Source organism: Mycetocola sp. Y719 (assembly GCF_056713205.1).
Map to the genome: position 1 here is coordinate 493655 of NZ_JBWYGY010000001.1, position 16074 is coordinate 509728.

A 16074-nucleotide genomic window follows, 5' to 3' on the forward strand; every position below is an offset into this window, starting at 1 on the left:
TGCCATCACGGCGTGGGAGAATGGGCGCACCATGACCCAGACACTCCCCGACCAGCTTGCCGAGATCCGCGACGAGTTCCTCGCCGTCGACGAGCGTTCCCGGCTTCAACTCCTTCTCGAGTTCTCGATGGAACTGCCTGACCTGCCGCCACGCTACGCGGACCACCCCGACCTGCTCGAACGGGTCGTCGAGTGCCAGTCCCCCATCTACATCTTCGTCGAGGTCGATGACGACGGCGTCCACCTGCACGCAACAGCCCCGAGGGAAGCACCGACGACGCGCGGGTTCGCGAGCATCCTCGCTCAGGCCGTCGACGGGTTGACCGTCGACGAGGTCCTCGCGATTCCGTCCGATTTCCCGCAAATGCTGGGGCTCGGCAAGGCCGTGTCGCCGTTGCGGCTCAACGGGATGAACGGGATGCTCCAGCGCACGAAACGTCAGCTCGCCGAACGAACCGGACGCTGACCAGCATCACTCCAGCGCGTTGGCCCAATCGGTGATGGCGTTCGTCCAGCGGGTTTCGTCGTAGTTCCACAGCTTCGTGTGACGGGCGACGGTGAACGGCTCGAACGTGACGAGGTCAGGCCGCGCAGCCGCGAGCTCGTGAGATGCAGAGGACGGAACGAACCCGTCGTCGTCGCTGTGAAGGAGAAGCATCGGCTGGGTCAGTTCATTCGATCGGCTGACGATGTCGAGTCCCCGGAAATCGATGGCGGCATCCTGCCCGGTGAAAGCCTTGCCCCACGGGTTGCTGATGGCGCTGATGGCCGCCAGCCTCAGCGGTACGGGGATCCGTGTGGCATCCGCCTGGAACGCGAGCACCCTCCCCCAGTCCAGGACAGGCGATTCGAGCACGATCCCGCGCACGAGGTCCGCGTTCGGGCTGCGGAGCGACGTCTGGACAGCGATGGTGCCTCCCATCGACCAGCCCATCAGGACGATGTCGGTCGCGCCGCGCGACACGGCTGCGTCGATGGCCGCGTCGACGTCGCGCCATTCGGTGTCACCGAGCCCGTACATCCCGTCGGGGCTCGGCGGGGCATCCCCGTCGTTCCGGTAGGAGACAAGGAGGGATGTGTACCCGGCCGCGCGCCAGACGGGGACGGCCCGCAGGCACTCGCTCCTGGTGGTTCCCCTGCCGTGGACGATGATCACCCAGCGGCCGTTCGGAGATTCGGCGGGAAACAGCCAGGCGGGCGCGTCGCCGAGCGGCGTGGACACGTTGATCTCGCTGTAGTCGAGGCCGAGTTCGCCCGGCTCGGAGAAATACCAGCCGCTGAAGGTCGCAGGGCCGCTCTGCGGGAGGCCTGTCGCCGTGGTCTCGAGCCTGCGGGTGACGGTTCCGCCCACAGACTCGACGATCTCGCCCAGCCGCAGATAGCGTTCGGGCGCCCCATAGAAGAGACCGTAACGTCCAGGTAGCGTGGTGTCGTCGTTCCTGCCGAGCGTGATCGTTCCTGACGTCGCATCGATCGAGTGGACGTCACTCTCACGAAAGCGGGTGCGGGCAGGGGTCACCACGCGCCGCGCGATGGTTGCGACAGCGATGAGCGCGCTGGATGCGAGGGTCGCCGCGATGCCCGTGACGGCGACGCCCAGAAGCCAGGGGCGCACCAATGAACGGGGGGCGGGCTGGTCGGCGTGGCTGTGTCGTTTCATCGGCAAGTAACTCTAGTCTCTCAAACGTGGCTGATACTCCGACGAGTGCCGACGTTCCGGCAGAGTTCCAGAGAGCACTGGATTCGGTTCGTCGTGCGCAGGCGCGGCCCGAACTGGCGGTCAGTGAGATCGCCGCCCCCGGAAACCTCGCACCGTTCGCGATCGCTCTCTCCGCAGACGTGACACCGTCCAGGCACGGCGCGGATTCCGAGCTCGGGACAGGCCGGTTCATCCTGCTGCACGATCCGGCAGAACCCGAGGCATGGGGCGGTGCATTCCGCATCGTCTGCTTCGCACAGGCCCCGCTGGAGACGGAGATCGGTCTCGACCCGTTCCTGGCCGATGTCGCCTGGTCATGGCTGGTCGACGCACTCGACGCCCGCTCGGCGAAGTACGCCAACGCTTCAGGCACGGCGACGAAGATCATCTCCACCGGTTTCGGCGAACTCGCCGCACAGGGCGACGGAGCGCAGATCGAACTGCGGGCGTCATGGACCCCGTTGGAGGATGACATCTCCTCACATGTGGAAGGCTGGGGGGAATTGCTCTGCATGCTCGCGGGGCTTCCACCCACAACCGAAGGTGTCACTCTGTTGTCTAGCCGCAGGACGGCACGTGACTGAACGCCACGTCATCGAGTCGAGGGATGAGTACCTCGACACCATCCGTATCATCTCCGAAGGATCAGGGCCCATCGCCGTCGACGCCGAACGCGCGTCCGGCTACCGGTACTCCCAGCGGGCCTACCTGATCCAGCTCTATCGCCGGGGGGCAGGCCTCTTCCTCTTCGATCCGCCGGCTGTCGGCCGGTTCGACGAGCTCAACGAGGCGATCGCCTCTGAGGAGTGGGTCCTCCACGCCGCCAGCCAGGACCTCGCCTGCCTCCGTGAAGTCGGACTGGATCCTTCGCACATCTTCGACACCGAACTCGCGGCCAGGCTCCTCGGGCTTCCCCGCGTCGGACTCGGCACCGTTGTGGAAGAACTCCTCGGAATCCACCTCGCCAAGGAGCACTCGGCAGCCGACTGGTCGACCCGGCCGCTACCTGCGGCATGGCTGGAATATGCCGCCCTCGACGTCGAACTCCTCGTCGACGTTCGGGACAAACTCGCCGACATGCTCGACGCCGGCGGCAAGCGTGACATCGCCTCCCAGGAATTCGAGGCGACGCTCGCACGCCAGCCGAAGCTCCAGCGCCAGGACCCGTGGCGGAGGCTGTCAGGCCTCAACACGGTGCGCGGCGCGAGGAACCTCGCCGTCGCCCGCGAACTGTGGACCGAGAGGGACAGCTTCGCCCGCGAGAGCGACACCGCTCCCGGCAGGCTCGTCCCCGACGCGTCCCTCGTCGCAGCTGTGAAGGCTGAGCCACGTACCCGTTCCGCGCTCGCAGCGCTGCGTGACTTCAAGGGCAGGGCATCCCGGACCGAACTGCCACGGTGGTGGGCGGCCATCGAACGCGGACTGACCACCGAGGATCTGCCTCCCCTGCGCGGGGCATCCGCAGACACGCTGCCGCCCCCTCGAAGCTGGGCCGATCGGAACCCCGAGGCTGATGCCAGGCTGAAGGCGGCTCGCCAGGCCGTCACCGAGATCTCCGAAGAACTGGCGATCCCGGTGGAGAACCTCCTGACTCCCGAGACACTCCGACGAGTGGCCTGGTCGCCGCCCGAACCGGTGACCGCTGAGACGGTCGGGGACGCCCTCGCAGCGCTCTCCGCACGCCCCTGGCAAGTTGACGCAACCGCACAGGCAATCGCCGCTGCTTTTGTGGAATCCAACCAAACGCCGTCCGAGGCGCCGAAATCGGAGTCGTAGGAAGAATCAAAGGATTCCGGCTCAGATTTCGCCACTCATAGGATCGTCCTGAATCCGAAAATTGGGAGGCAACGTGGCCGAAATAGCCGACGTCTTTTTTGTTGATGGTGTGCGGACCCCGTTTGGTCGCGCCGGAGAAAAAGGCATGTACTGGAACACTCGCGCAGACGATCTCGCCGTGAAGGCGATGATCGGGCTCCTCGAGCGCAATCCGGATGTGCCGAAAGACCGGATCGATGAGGTCGCGATCGCTGCCACGACGCAGCAGGGAGACCAGGGGCTGACGCTCGGACGGACCACGGCCCTCCTGGCCGGACTCCCCCGCTCCGTTCCCGGCTACGCCATCGACCGGATGTGTGCCGGCGCGATGACCGCGGTGACGCAGGTGGGAAGCGCGATCGCCTTCGGGGCATACGATTTCGCGATTGCCGGCGGTGTGGAGCACATGGGCAGGCACCCCCTCGGCGCAGACGCCGACCCGAACCCGAGGTTCCTCAGCGAGAAGCTCGTCTCCGCTGACGCCCTCGACATGGGCAAGACCGCCGAACGAATCCACGACCGGTTCCCGCACCTGACCAAAGAACGCGCGGACCGCTTCGGAATGCGCAGCCAGCACAGGCTGCAGGCCGCGTACGACGCAGGAAAGATCCAGCCGGACCTCATCCCTGTCGCAATCAAGAGCACCTCCGGCTGGGGCCTGGCCACGCGTGATGAGGGTACTCGTCCCGAAACCACGATGGAGGGTCTCGCCACCCTGAAGACTCCATTCAGGCCGCACGGCCGGGTGACCGCAGGCACCGCGTCTCCCCTGACGGACGGCGCAACGGTGAGCCTGCTCGCCGGCGGACCGGCAGTCAAGGAGTTCAAGCTCAAGCCCAAGATGCGCATGGTGAGCTTCGCGTTCGCCGGTGTGGAGCCCGAGATCATGGGCATCGGCCCGGTGCCGTCCACCGAAAAGGCGCTTCGAAAGGCCGGGCTCTCTATCGATGACATCGGCCTGTTCGAGCTCAACGAGGCCTTCGCCATCCAGGTTCTGTCCCTGCTCGACCACTTCGGGATCGACGACGACGACCCCCGGGTCAACCAGTGGGGCGGCGCGATCGCGGTCGGGCACCCCCTCGCAGCCTCAGGCGTGCGACTGATGACTCAACTTGCGGCTCAGTTCGCCGAGCGCCCCGACGTGCGATACGGGCTGACGGCCATGTGCGTCGGTCTCGGCCAGGGCGGCAGCGTCATCTGGGAGAACCCGAACTGGAAGGGAAAGAAGTAACCGCGATGACCGATTACTCGACAATCGATTTCAGCCCACTCCTCGCCCACGCGGAAGACGAAGTCGTCACACACTCCTTCGTCCGCGATGTCACCCTCCCCGATGGCACGGTGATCGCGTTGATCACCATCGACAACGGTCGCGATCACACCCGGCCGAACACCCTCGGCCCAGTGACCCTGCTCGAACTGGGCGGCGTTCTCGACGCCCAGCAGGCGCGCGCGGCAGCGAAGGAGATCTCCGCTGTCGCCATCACCGGCAAACCGTTCATCCTTGCCGCGGGAGCCGATCTGAGCAAGGTCAGCGAGGTCGACTCCCGCGAGTCGGCTGTTCTTCTCGGGCAACTCGGGCACCACGTCTTCGGCAAGCTCACCGCCCTGGGCGTGCCGTCGTTCGTCTTCATCAACGGCCTCGCGCTCGGCGGCGGACTGGAGATCGCGCTCAACGCGGACTACCGCACCGTCGACGCATCCGCACCGGCGATCGCGCTGCCCGAGGTCTTCCTCGGCCTCGTGCCCGGTTGGGGCGGCGCCTACCTCCTGCCGAACCTCATCGGCATCGAGAACGCGCTCAAGGTCGTCATCGAGAACCCGTTGAAGATGAACCGGATGCTGAAGGCCTCTGACGCCTTCCACCTCGGCATCGCCGACGCGATCTTCCCCGCGGCATCCTTCCTGGAGGACTCGCTCCTCTGGGCAGGCAAGGTGCTCGCAGGAACCGTCAAGGTCGAGCGCAAGAACAAGCCGGGCAAGGTGGAACGTCTCGTCAAATGGGACGCAGCCGTGGGGATCGCCAGGAAGATGCTGGAGTCGAAGATCGGCACCGTCCCGGTCGCCCCCTACGTCGCGCTCGATCTGCTCAAAGCCGCAAAGGGCGGCACGAAGGCTGAGGCGTTCGCGCGTGAGGACGAGGCTTTGGCCTCGCTCGCCTGCGGCGACCAGTTCCAGGCCAGCAACTACGCCTTCAACCTCGTCCAGAAGCGGGCCAAACGACCAGCAGGAGCGCCGGACAAGGCTCTGGCGCAGAAGGTCACCAAGGTCGGCGTGATCGGCGCCGGCCTGATGGCCAGCCAGTTCGCGCTCCTCTTCGTCCGCCGGTTGCAGGTCCCCGTCGTCATCACCGACCTGGACCAGGACCGGGTCGACAAGGGGCTCGACTACATCCGTGGCGAGATCGCGACTCTCCTCGAGAAGAAGCGCATCTCACCCGATGAGTCCAACCGGCTGAACGCGCTGATCTCCGGGACAACGCAGAAGAGCGACTTCTCCGATTGCGACTGGGTGATCGAGGCCGTCTTCGAAGAGCTGGGTGTCAAACAGGACGTCTTCGCCGACGTCGAACAGCACATCTCCGACACGACCATCCTGGCGACCAACACGTCGTCGCTCTCGGTGGAGCAGATCGGCGCGAAGCTCGCGCACCCCGAGCGCCTCGTCGGTTTCCACTTCTTCAATCCGGTGGCCGTCATGCCGCTGATCGAGGTTGTGAAGACGCCGCACACGACGCCCGAAGCGCTGGCGACGGCAATGGCGACAGCGGCGAAGCTGCGGAAGAACGCTGTGATCACGAGCGACACCCCCGGCTTCGTCGTCAACCGGGTCCTGGCGAAGGTTCTCGGCGAGGCGATGTACGCGGTCGACCACGGGACGCCGTTCGAGGTCGTCGACCAGGCCCTCGCGCCTCTCGGCCTCCCGATGCCGCCGTCGCAGCTGCTGGACCTCGTCGGCCTGAAGGTGGGTGCGCACGTCCTCGACACGCACCACAACGCCTTCCCCGAACGGTTCTACCGCAGCGAGAACCTGCACAAGCTGGCCGAATACGGCACCCTGCTCGAGAAGGATTCGAAGGGCAAGGTCAAGGGCTTCGACAAGGGAGCGCTCAAGATCGTTTCGGGTGGGACCGAACCGCTGACGGCGGATGTCATCCTGCGCCGGCTCGAGGACGGCCTCGCCGACGAGATCCACCGGATGCTCGACGACAAGGTCGTCGAGGCGGCCGAGGACATCGATCTCTGCATGATCCTCGGCGCCGGCTGGCCGTTCCACATGGGCGGCGTCACGCCGTACCTCGATCGCGTCGGTGCAAGCAGCCGGGTGTTCGGCGGAACCTTCCACGACCCGGAGATCCGCGGCCTGCGGGACTGATCCGGCACAGAGAGAGGGACGCGAGGCAAGGTGCCTCGCGTCCCTCTCTGCGTTGACCGGCGTCAGCCGATCGCGTGCGGGTACTCGGCAGCCCGGTTCTGGAAGGTGAGGATCGCGGGGTTCTGGATGACGCCGTCGCGGATCTCGACCGCGCGGCGAACTGTCTCGTTGCGATCCTTGTCCGTCGGACCGTCCATCACTGTGCGGAGGAATGGCAGCAGTGCCTCGCTGATCTCCCAGGTGGCAGAATTCCACAGGTGCGACGGCGTGTGGTCGACGGCGTAGTACCTGATGTGATCGCCGACCTCGAAGATCGGGTCGTCGAACGACGTCATGGTCGCCCATTCGAAGCCCATTCCCTCGTCGCACGAGACGTCGACGATCAGGCTGCCAGGCGTGAACAGCGACAGGTCGGCATTCTCCAGGTAGACGACCGGGTTGTTCGGGTCCTGCAGGGTGCAGTTGACGACGATGTCGTGCTCGGCAAGGAACGGTGCAAGCGGCTTGCGCTCGTCTCCGTCGATGACGGCGGAGAGAAACGATCCGTCCTCGTCCTGGTCGAACTGGACGATGGTGGCGGAGTGGATCGGGGCACCGACCGCTGCGACGCCCCTGCTGGTGAGAACCTGCACGTCGTGGATACCGAGTGCATTCAGGGCGGTGACGGCCCCGCGGGCCGTCGCGCCGAACCCGATGACGACGGCGTTCATCCGGCGACCGTAATGCCCGGTCGACCCCGTCAATTCGAGCGCGTGCAGTACCGACGCGTACCCGGCCAGTTCGTTGTTCTTGTGGAACACGTGGAGAGCGAACCCGCCCTCTGGCGTCCAGTGATTCATGACTTCGAACGCGATGAGCGTGAGCCGCTTGTCGATGGCCGCCTGGGTGAGCTCGCGGTCCTGGACGCAGTGCGGCCAGCCCCAGAGGACCTGGCCCTCGTGCAGGTCGGAGAGGTCGGCTGCCTGCGGTTTGGGCAGAAGCACGATGTCGGCGTCGGCGAGAAGTTCCTCCCTCGGGGCGATCCGGTGCACGAGCGGCGCGAGCTGCTCGTCGGAGAGGCCGAAGCGTTCACCGTAGCCGGTCTCCAGGATGATCCGGTCGCGAAGGTCGGCGTCGATGCGTTCGAGGTGCAGCGGGTGGATCGGCAGCCGGCGTTCGTTCTTCTTGCGCGACGTGCCCAGCACCCCCAGGACGAGGTTTCGATCGGATGCTGCTGGTGGGCTGTCGGTCATCGGAGCTCCTTGGGCGGGGGAAGACGGCGACGGTGCGCTGCCAGGTGTGGGGCGAGTCAGCCTCGCTGGAGTCGATCGGCGGTCGCCTCGGCGGGCCGTGCTACGGGGATCCGGCGGCCGGAGACCTGCGCGATCACGTCGTCGGCGATCCTCCCGGCGGTGAGTCCCGCATCCTCGAGGATCTGCTCACGGGTGGCGTGCTGGAGGAACTCGTCAGGCAGGCCGAGTTCGTCGACACCTGTGTCGACGCCGGCTTTGCGAAGCTCCTGGCGGATCCGGGTTCCGATGCCCCCGACACGGACGCCGTCTTCGATCGTGATGACGAGTCGGTGGGCGTCGGCGAGTTCGACGATGCTTCCTGCGACGGGGACGACCCAGCGGGGGTCGACGACAGTGCTGCCGATGCCGGCTTCCTCGAGCAGCCCGGCGACGTCCAGGCCAAGCCAGGCCATCGGGCCGACGGCGACGATGAGCACGTCGTTCGGCCCCTGCTCGGAGAGCACGTCGACTCCGTCAGCTGTCCGGCGCACGGCCGGGACGGTGGCACTGACGTTCCCCTTCGGGAAACGGATCACTGTGGGTGCATCGTCGACGGTGACGGCTTCGGCGAGTTCTTCCTCGAGCCGCTCGGCGTCTCGGGGTGCAGCGAGGTGGATACCAGGGACGACCTGAAGGATCGCGAGGTCCCAGATGCCGTGGTGCGACGGGCCGTCTGGCCCGGTGACACCTGCGCGGTCGAGCACGAAGGTCACACCCGCCTTGTGCAGGGCGATGTCCATCAGGATCTGGTCGAATGCCCGGTTGATGAAGGTGGCGTAGATGGCGACGACAGGATGGAGGCCACCGAACGCCAAACCGGCGGCTGACGTGGCAGCGTGCTGTTCGGCGATGCCGACGTCGTGCACGCGCTCGGGGAACCGCTCGGCGAGCTTGTGCAGGCCCGTCGGTCGCAGCATGGCCGCGGTGATCCCGACGATGCGTTCGTTCGATTCGGCGAGGCGGACGAGCGTGTCGCTGAAGACACCGGTCCAGGTCGGCGCGCTGCTCGTCGAGATCGGTTCCCCGGTTTCCGGATCGATCTTGCCGACGGCGTGGAACTGGTCCGCTTCGTCATGAACGGCCGGGGCGTAGCCCTTGCCCTTCTGGGTGATGGCGTGCACGATGACGGGCGCGCCGTAGTTCTTCGCCTGGCTGAGCGCCTCTTCCATGGCCTGCTCGTCGTGACCGTCGACGGGCCCGATGTACTTGATGTCCAGGTTGGAGTACAGGGCTTCGTTGTTGCTGAATCGTGCCAGGAACCCGTGCATGCCACCGCGCACGCCGCGGTAGACCGCCCGCCCGGGCGGGCCGAGACGGTCGAATGCCTTCTGACTGGTCAGGTAGAGGTCACGGTAGGTGCGGCGGGTCCGAACGGTGTTGAGGAAGCGGGCCATGCCGCCGATGGTCGGGGCGTACGAGCGACCGTTGTCGTTGACGACGATGATCAGCTTCCGGGTGTTGTCGTCGCTGATGTTGTTGAGTGCTTCCCAGGTCATTCCCCCGGTCAGCGCGCCGTCTCCGACGACGGCGACGACGTGGCGCTGGTTCTGCCCTGTCATCTCGAATGCCCGCGAGATCCCGTCGGCCCAGCTGAGCGAGCTCGACGCGTGCGAACTCTCGACGATGTCGTGAGGGGACTCACTGCGCTGCGGGTACCCTGCCAGCCCACCCCGTTCACGGAGCCCGGTGAAATCCTGTCGCCCGGTGAGGAGTTTGTGGACGTAGGACTGGTGACCGGTGTCGAAGACGATGGCATCCGTCGGTGAGTCGAAGACCCTGTGGATGGCGAGCGTCAGCTCGATGACGCCGAGGTTGGGGCCGAGGTGGCCGCCTGTGCGCGACACCTCGCTCACGAGGAACGTCCTGATTTCGGCTGCGAGCTGGATCAGCTGTTCTCTTGAGAGGGCGTCGAGGTCGCGTGGACCCCTGATCGTCTCAAGAAGACCCATCGCGTAACTCCTCTGTTTCGTTCCAGCGGCCGGCTCAGCGCCGACCCTCTCACTCTACGCGGCGCCCCTCTGCGATTCCTGATGAATCGCAAAGGGGCACCGTTGTGGTAGAGAGCCTTAGACCAGGCTGCGCAGCACGTACTGCAGGATGCCGCCGTTGCGGTAGTAGTCCGCTTCGCCCGGGGTGTCGATGCGCACGACCGCGTCGAACTCGACGGTCTGCTTGCCTTCAGGCGAGTGTTCGGTCGGCTCGGCGACGACGTGGACCGTCTTCGGGGTCGTGCCGGCGTTGAGTTCCTCGAGGCCGGTGATGGTGACCGACTCGGTTCCGTCGAGCCCGAGGGACTCCCAGCTCTCCCCTGCGGGGAACTGCAGCGGGACGACACCCATTCCGATGAGGTTCGACCGGTGGATCCGCTCGAAGCTCTCGGTGATGACGGCCTTCACGCCAAGCAGGCTTGTGCCCTTTGCCGCCCAGTCACGCGAGGATCCCGAGCCGTACTCCTTGCCACCGAGGATCACGAGCGGGGTGCCGGCGGCCTGGTAGTTCTGCGACGCATCGTAGATGAACGACTGCGGGGCGTCCGCCTGGGTGAAGTCCCTGGTGTAGCCGCCCTCGACGCCGTCGAGGAGCTGGTTCTTCAACCGGATGTTCGCGAACGTGCCGCGGATCATCACTTCGTGGTTTCCCCGGCGTGAGCCGTAGGAGTTGAAGTCCTTGCGGTCGATGCCGTGGTCGGTCAGGTAGTGCCCTGCGGGGCTGTCCGCCTTGATGGAACCGGCGGGGCTGATGTGGTCGGTGGTGACCGAGTCGCCCAGCTTCGCCAGCACGCGGGCGCCGGTGATGTTCGCCACGGGAGTGGTTTCCATCGTCATGCCCTCGAAGTACGGGGGCTTCCTGACGTAGGTCGACTCGGGGTTCCAGTCGAACGTGTTCCCGGCCGGAGTGGGCAGCGAACGCCAGCGCTCGTCTCCCTCGAACACCGACGAGTACTCGTGGGTGAACATGTCGGTGTCGATCGACGTGTCGATGGTGTCCTGCACCTCGGCGGCGTCCGGCCAGATGTCCTTGAGGAAGACGTCGTTTCCGTCGTGGTCCTTGCCGAGGGCATCCGTCTCGAAGTCGAAGTTCATCGAACCCGCGAGAGCGTATGCGATGACGAGCGGGGGGCTCGCCAGATAGTTCATCTTCACGTCCGGGTTGATCCGGCCCTCGAAGTTGCGGTTGCCGGAGAGGACGGCCGTCACGGCGAGGTCGTTCTCGTTGATGGCCGCTGAGACCTCATCGAGGAGCGGTCCCGAGTTGCCGATACAGGTGGTGCAGCCGTAACCGACGGTGTAGAAGCCGAGCTTCTCGAGGTCGTCGGTGAGGCCGGCCTTGGCGTAGTAGTCGGTGACGACCTTCGACCCGGGGGCGAGTGTCGTCTTCACCCACGGCTTCGAGGTGAGGCCCTTCTTCGCCGCGTTGCGGGCCAGCAGGCCTGCAGCGAGCATGACCGACGGGTTCGAGGTGTTCGTGCACGACGTGATCGCCGCGATGGTGACGGCACCGTGGTCGAGCGTGAACGACGAACCGTCCTCCAGGGTGACCTGGCTCGGCTTCGACGCGGTGGACGGAGCGTGGCTGCGGTGGTGGTGGCTGTGCGTGCTCTGCTCGTTCTCCGGGGTGTTTCCGGGAGGATCGGATGCCGGGAACGACTCCGCGATCTCGAGGTCGACGAGATCGTGGTCGACGTCGGCGTAGTTGTTGAGGTCGATCTCGAACTGGTCCTTCGAACGGCTCAGTTCGATCCGGTCCTGCGGACGCTTCGGGCCGGCGATCGAGGGCACGACCGTGGAGAGGTCGAGCTCGAGGTACTCGCTGAACGTGGGCTCGACGGCCGGGTCGTGCCAGAGACCCTGGATCTTCGCGTATTCCTCGACCAGGGTGACCTGCTCCTCGCTGCGCCCGGTGAGCCGGAGGTAGCCGAGGGTCACGTCGTCGATGGGGAACATCGCGGCAGTGGAGCCGAATTCGGGGCTCATGTTGCCGATGGTGGCGCGGTTGGCGAGGGGAACCTCGGCGACTCCTTCACCGTAGAACTCGACGAACTTGCCGACGACGCCGTGCTGCCGCAGCTTCTGGGTGATGGTGAGGACGACGTCCGTTGCCGTGACTCCGGTGGGGATCGTGCCGGAGAGCTTGAAGCCGACGACCTTCGGGATGAGCATCGACACGGGCTGACCGAGCATCGCGGCTTCGGCCTCGATTCCGCCGACGCCCCAGCCGAGCACGCCGAGGCCGTTGACCATCGTGGTGTGCGAGTCGGTGCCGACGAGAGTGTCCGGGTAGGCCTGGAGGGCTCCGTTGACGGTGCGGGTGTAGGTGACGCGTGCCAGGTACTCGATGTTGACCTGGTGCACGATTCCGGTTCCCGGCGGCACGACCTTGAAGTCTTCGAACGCCGTCTGGCCCCAGCGGAGGAACTGGTACCGCTCGCCGTTCCGCTCGTACTCGATTTCGACGTTGCGCTCGAGGGCGTCGTCCGTGCCGAAGAGGTCGGCGATGACCGAGTGGTCGATGACGAGCTCGGCCGGGGCGAGCGGGTTGATCTTGGTCGGGTCTCCCCCGAGTTCGGCGACGGCCTCACGCATGGTGGCAAGGTCGACGATGCAGGGCACACCGGTGAAGTCCTGCATGACCACACGCGCAGGTGTGAACTGGATCTCGGTGTCGGGTTCGGCGGTCGGCACCCAGTTGCCGAGGCTGCGGATCTGCTCGGCGGTGACGTTCTTGCCGTCCTCCGTGCGGAGCAGGTTCTCCAGCAGGACCTTGAGGCTGAACGGGAGCTTCTCGTAGCCCTCGACGGAATCCAGGCGGAAGATCTCGTAGTCGGTGCCTCCGACCGAGAGTGTGTTCTTCGCCCCAAAGCTGTTTACGGTAGACACGTGGCCTTCTCCTTCGTTGGCTCAGGCATGCTCGCGCCTGCCATAGGTCAATAGTGGTTTCCCGACCACGTGCGTGGCTAGCAAGGCGAACCTAACCAGCGACGCAGGATTCGTGGGAAACGACGACCCGATTTATCTTGATGTCGAGATAACTCTATCAGGATGCCGCTGGCAGTTTGCGGTACACCGCGCGCACGACCAGCCAGGTCAGGATGAGCAACGGTGCATAGAGGGGAATGCCCATGAGAAGCTTCGTCGCCGCCAGCCACTCGACGTTTCCGGAGAGGTAGAGCGGAAGTTGCACGGCCAGGCGGAGCAGGAACATGCCGGCCCAGCACAGGGTGAGGATGGCGAAGATGCGACGTTTCAGCGCCACGCGCCTCCATGCCGTCCCTTCTCCCATCAGGTAGCCGGCGATGAGGCCGATGATCGGCCAGCCGACGGCGATGGAGATGAGGAGCGCAGCGGCGTAGACACCGTTGGTGACGAAGCCCAGGACGAAGTTGTCCTCAGGGCGATTCGTCAACAGGGCGAGAGCGGCGGATGCGCCAGCGGCGATGAGGCCGCCGAGCGCCGAGGACACGGGGGTCTTCTGGATCAGGCGCAGCAGGGTGAAGATCGCGGCAACCCCGACGGAGATGCCGAGCGCCAGGGGCAGGTTCTGGTTCACCGTGTAGACGATCAGGAACAGCAGGCCTGGGACTGTCGCTTCCACGATCCCGCGGATGCCGCCCATCGCTTCGAGCAGGATCTTGCCGTTCGGCTTCTCGGCCTCTGCGAGGGCGCCGAGGCCTGACTTCCTGGCCGCATTGCCGAGTGCAGCGGCGATCGCCTCGGCGGTCTCCGGGTCGGCCGCTGCCTGGTCTTTGCGTTCGTCGGGTGGATTACCGGTCATCGGTCGGTCGTCAGTCGGTCGGCGTCGCCGACGCGGGCATCTTCAACGGGATGAGGTCGCGCGGCGGCATCGGAGCCGAACCACGGACGACGACGATGCTGCGGAAGAGGTCTTCGACCTTCGCCGCGGCATCCGGATCGGTCGCGCCTTCGCCTGCGATGACTCCCCGGAGGAACCATCGGGGTCCGTCCACTCCGACGAAACGGGCGACTCGCGTGCTCGCAGCACCCTCTGCGCCCTGCACGACGGGAACCTCGGCGATGAGTTCAGGGCCGAACACGCCTTCTCGCTCCGTGGCCGTGCCGCCCTGCTTGGCGATCTGTTCCTGGATCTGCTCACGGGTCTCGTTCCAGAGGCCGGTGCTCCGCGGTGCGGCGAAGGGCTGGACCTGGAGCGTGGACCCGGCGTAGTCGAGTCCGACGGCGACGATACGCTTCGTGCTCTCCTCGACTTCGAGGCGGAGGTTGAGTCCTTCACGCGGGAGGATCTTGACGCCGCCGAGGTCGATGTATGGGCGAACCGAGTTCGCTTCGGCTTCGTCGAGCGGCCCCTCTGTGGCCCGGTCGTCCGGTGCCGACTTGGAGACATCCGTTCCGGGCTCTTCGACGTCGCTGGTCTCCAGAGCGGCATCCGTCGTCGGCTCGAGTTCGGCGGCCGTCTCGGGCACGTCTGCGTCGTTCTTCTTGTTCTTCTTGCTCATGACTGGGGTCCTGTCTCTCGCGTGCTGTACCCGGTGGAGCCGAAGCCCTGCTCGCCCCGAAGGCTGCCCGGGAGCGTGTCGACCGGCACGAATCGCGCCCGGCTGACCGGCATGACGATCATCTGGGCGATCCGGTCACCCGGAGCGATCGTGTACGGGGCCGACTGGTCGGTGTTGAGGAGTGTGACGCGGATCTCTCCGCGGTATCCGGCGTCGACGGTGCCAGGAGAATTGACAACGGTGATCCCGTGCTTCGACGCCAGGCCCGACCGCGGGACGACGAACGCCACGTAGCCGTCGGGGAGCGCAATGGATACGCCGGTGCCGACCATGGCCCGTTCCCCCGGTGCCAGGGTGATGGCATCCGTCGATCTGAGGTCGGCCCCTGCGTCGCCTGCGTGGGCGTATGCCGGGAGCTCGGGGGCGATAATGAGTACGTCAACGCTTTCGGTCACGTGTCGAGGGTAGTGCAGAAGTTTGGATGAGAAGAGACGATGACCCGATATCGCGAACGTTTGTGGCCGGCGCCCTGGCTCCTCATCGCCTCAGCCCTCGTCATCCCTGCCAGCATGCTCGTGCTCGCCCCGATATCGTTCCCCGCAGGCATCGCAACGGCGGTCGTCCTGTACGGCGGCTGCGTGGGTCTGTTCATCTTCGGCGCGCCGATCATCTCGGTCGACGACGGGATGCTCAGAGCCGGTCGCGCGTCGATCCCGCTCTCCCTGCTGGGTGAGCCGCAGGCCTTCACCGGCGAGGAAGCGCGGCTCGAACGTGGCCAGCGACTCGACGCCCGAGCGTGGCTCCTGATCCGCGGGTCGATCGACTCAGTGGTCACCGTGCCGGTCAATGATCCTGAGGATCCTGCGCCGTACTGGCTGCTGTCGACGCGCCATCCACGAGAACTGGCCGCCGCGATCGTGAGATCGCAACGGCCAGATGATGCCCAGGTGGGTCGTTAGGCTGCGCACTCCGCGCAGATCGGACCCAGCTTCGACTCGTGGTCGATCTGCGAGCGGTGCTTCACGAGGAAGCAGTTCACGCAGGTGAACTCGTCCGCCTGCGGCGGGAGCACGACGACGTCGAGGTCGAGGTCGGAGAGGTCGGCGCCAGGCAGGTCGAACCCACCCGGGTTGTCAGCGTCATCGACGTCGACGGATCCGGACAGCTTGTCTGGCACGCGCTCCTTGAGGGCCTCGATCGACTCTGAATCATCGTCGGTCTTGCGGGGGGCGTCGTAATCCGTTGCCATGTCCATCCACTTCTTATGTCGTCGTCCGATCGCTGTCGGCGGCGATAGTTTGCATCATCCAGACCTGAATAGCAAACCGGCACGTGTCCGGTTTCAGTCACTGCAATCAGAACCCGCGGCACGCCCACGGTATTCCCAGCGATTCGGCCAAGCCGTGGCACGATTTAGCTAACAAATCGCAGCCTGAGAGGCA

The 16074-nt window shown here is 65.8% G+C and carries 14 protein-coding genes; 6 read left to right on the top strand and 8 right to left on the bottom strand.

Annotated features, from left to right (window positions below; all coding sequences use genetic code 11):
* Positions 1-31 precede the first annotated feature (31 nt).
* A complete protein-coding gene (locus AC1M0F_RS02220) occupies positions 32-466 on the top strand; it encodes a SufE family protein (RefSeq protein ID WP_480236570.1) in 435 nt (144 codons plus the stop codon).
* A gap of 6 nt (positions 467-472) precedes the next feature.
* Here AC1M0F_RS02220 and AC1M0F_RS02225 read toward each other — a convergent pair whose 3' ends face one another.
* Positions 473-1660: an alpha/beta hydrolase family protein gene (locus AC1M0F_RS02225; protein ID WP_480236571.1), complete on the bottom strand. Its 1188-nt coding sequence runs from the start codon at positions 1658-1660 to the stop codon at positions 473-475.
* A 26-nt stretch (positions 1661-1686) separates the two neighbouring features.
* On the opposite strand from AC1M0F_RS02225, the gene AC1M0F_RS02230 reads away from it, so the two are divergent.
* From AC1M0F_RS02230 to AC1M0F_RS02245, 4 genes are all read left to right on the top strand, one after another.
* The gene (locus AC1M0F_RS02230; RefSeq protein WP_480236572.1) at positions 1687-2283 is read left to right on the top strand and encodes a DUF3000 domain-containing protein; all 597 of its coding nucleotides are present in this window, start codon (positions 1687-1689) and stop codon (positions 2281-2283) included.
* Positions 2276-3475: an HRDC domain-containing protein gene (locus AC1M0F_RS02235; protein WP_480236573.1), complete on the top strand. Its 1200-nt coding sequence runs from the start codon at positions 2276-2278 to the stop codon at positions 3473-3475. Before AC1M0F_RS02230 ends, AC1M0F_RS02235 begins: the two co-directional genes overlap by 8 nt.
* 73 nt (positions 3476-3548) lie before the next feature.
* Positions 3549-4745, top strand: a complete 1197-nt coding sequence (locus AC1M0F_RS02240; protein WP_480236574.1) for a thiolase family protein — start codon at positions 3549-3551, stop codon at positions 4743-4745.
* Positions 4746-4750: 5 nt separating this feature from the next.
* Positions 4751-6889: a 3-hydroxyacyl-CoA dehydrogenase NAD-binding domain-containing protein gene (locus AC1M0F_RS02245; RefSeq protein WP_480236575.1), complete on the top strand. Its 2139-nt coding sequence runs from the start codon at positions 4751-4753 to the stop codon at positions 6887-6889.
* 62 nt (positions 6890-6951) lie between these two features.
* Here AC1M0F_RS02245 and AC1M0F_RS02250 read toward each other — a convergent pair whose 3' ends face one another.
* The 6 genes from AC1M0F_RS02250 to dut form a co-directional block, all read right to left on the bottom strand.
* Positions 6952-8121 (bottom strand): N(5)-(carboxyethyl)ornithine synthase, encoded by a 1170-nt coding sequence (locus AC1M0F_RS02250; protein WP_480236576.1) that lies wholly within the window; start codon positions 8119-8121, stop codon positions 6952-6954.
* Between the two features lie 56 nt (positions 8122-8177).
* Positions 8178-10109 carry a 1-deoxy-D-xylulose-5-phosphate synthase gene (dxs, locus tag AC1M0F_RS02255; RefSeq protein ID WP_480236577.1) on the bottom strand — a complete coding sequence of 644 codons (1932 nt, stop codon included), beginning with the start codon at positions 10107-10109 and terminating at the stop codon, positions 8178-8180.
* 117 nt (positions 10110-10226) lie between these two features.
* Complete coding sequence (acnA, locus tag AC1M0F_RS02260) at positions 10227-13037, bottom strand: aconitate hydratase AcnA (protein WP_480236578.1); 2811 nt, start codon at positions 13035-13037, stop codon at positions 10227-10229.
* Between the two features lie 157 nt (positions 13038-13194).
* The gene (locus AC1M0F_RS02265; RefSeq protein WP_480236579.1) at positions 13195-13932 is read right to left on the bottom strand and encodes a DUF3159 domain-containing protein; all 738 of its coding nucleotides are present in this window, start codon (positions 13930-13932) and stop codon (positions 13195-13197) included.
* Positions 13933-13942: 10 nt separating this feature from the next.
* Positions 13943-14632, bottom strand: coding sequence for a DUF3710 domain-containing protein (locus AC1M0F_RS02270; protein ID WP_480236580.1), 690 nt, complete (start codon positions 14630-14632; stop codon positions 13943-13945).
* On the bottom strand, positions 14629-15087 hold the full coding sequence (dut, locus tag AC1M0F_RS02275; RefSeq protein ID WP_480236581.1) for a dUTP diphosphatase: 459 nt from the start codon (positions 15085-15087) through the stop codon (positions 14629-14631). Before dut ends, AC1M0F_RS02270 begins: the two co-directional genes overlap by 4 nt.
* Before the next feature lie 39 nt (positions 15088-15126).
* Between dut and AC1M0F_RS02280 the strand changes: the two genes are divergently transcribed.
* Positions 15127-15591 (top strand): DUF3093 domain-containing protein, encoded by a 465-nt coding sequence (locus AC1M0F_RS02280; RefSeq protein ID WP_480236582.1) that lies wholly within the window; start codon positions 15127-15129, stop codon positions 15589-15591.
* On the opposite strand, the gene AC1M0F_RS02285 is transcribed toward AC1M0F_RS02280, so the two are convergent.
* Positions 15588-15881 carry a DUF4193 domain-containing protein gene (locus AC1M0F_RS02285; RefSeq protein ID WP_480236583.1) on the bottom strand — a complete coding sequence of 98 codons (294 nt, stop codon included), beginning with the start codon at positions 15879-15881 and terminating at the stop codon, positions 15588-15590. The two genes, AC1M0F_RS02280 and AC1M0F_RS02285, sit on opposite strands and share 4 nt — an antisense overlap.
* Positions 15882-16074 lie beyond the last annotated feature (193 nt).

What these genes read in the sequence shown, in the direction of transcription:
- AC1M0F_RS02250 (WP_480236576.1), bottom strand. Translation starts at nt 8,121, where the DNA reads ATGACCGACAGCCCACCAGCAGCATCCGATCGAAACCTCGTCCTGGGG.
- AC1M0F_RS02280 (WP_480236582.1), top strand. Translation starts at nt 15,127, where the DNA reads ATGACCCGATATCGCGAACGTTTGTGGCCGGCGCCCTGGCTCCTCATC.
- AC1M0F_RS02285 (WP_480236583.1), bottom strand. Translation starts at nt 15,881, where the DNA reads ATGGCAACGGATTACGACGCCCCCCGCAAGACCGACGATGATTCAGAG.
- dxs (WP_480236577.1), bottom strand. Translation starts at nt 10,109, where the DNA reads ATGGGTCTTCTTGAGACGATCAGGGGTCCACGCGACCTCGACGCCCTC.
- AC1M0F_RS02225 (WP_480236571.1), bottom strand. Translation starts at nt 1,660, where the DNA reads ATGAAACGACACAGCCACGCCGACCAGCCCGCCCCCCGTTCATTGGTG.
- AC1M0F_RS02245 (WP_480236575.1), top strand. Translation starts at nt 4,751, where the DNA reads ATGACCGATTACTCGACAATCGATTTCAGCCCACTCCTCGCCCACGCG.
- AC1M0F_RS02265 (WP_480236579.1), bottom strand. Translation starts at nt 13,932, where the DNA reads ATGACCGGTAATCCACCCGACGAACGCAAAGACCAGGCAGCGGCCGAC.
- AC1M0F_RS02270 (WP_480236580.1), bottom strand. Translation starts at nt 14,632, where the DNA reads ATGAGCAAGAAGAACAAGAAGAACGACGCAGACGTGCCCGAGACGGCC.
- AC1M0F_RS02220 (WP_480236570.1), top strand. Translation starts at nt 32, where the DNA reads ATGACCCAGACACTCCCCGACCAGCTTGCCGAGATCCGCGACGAGTTC.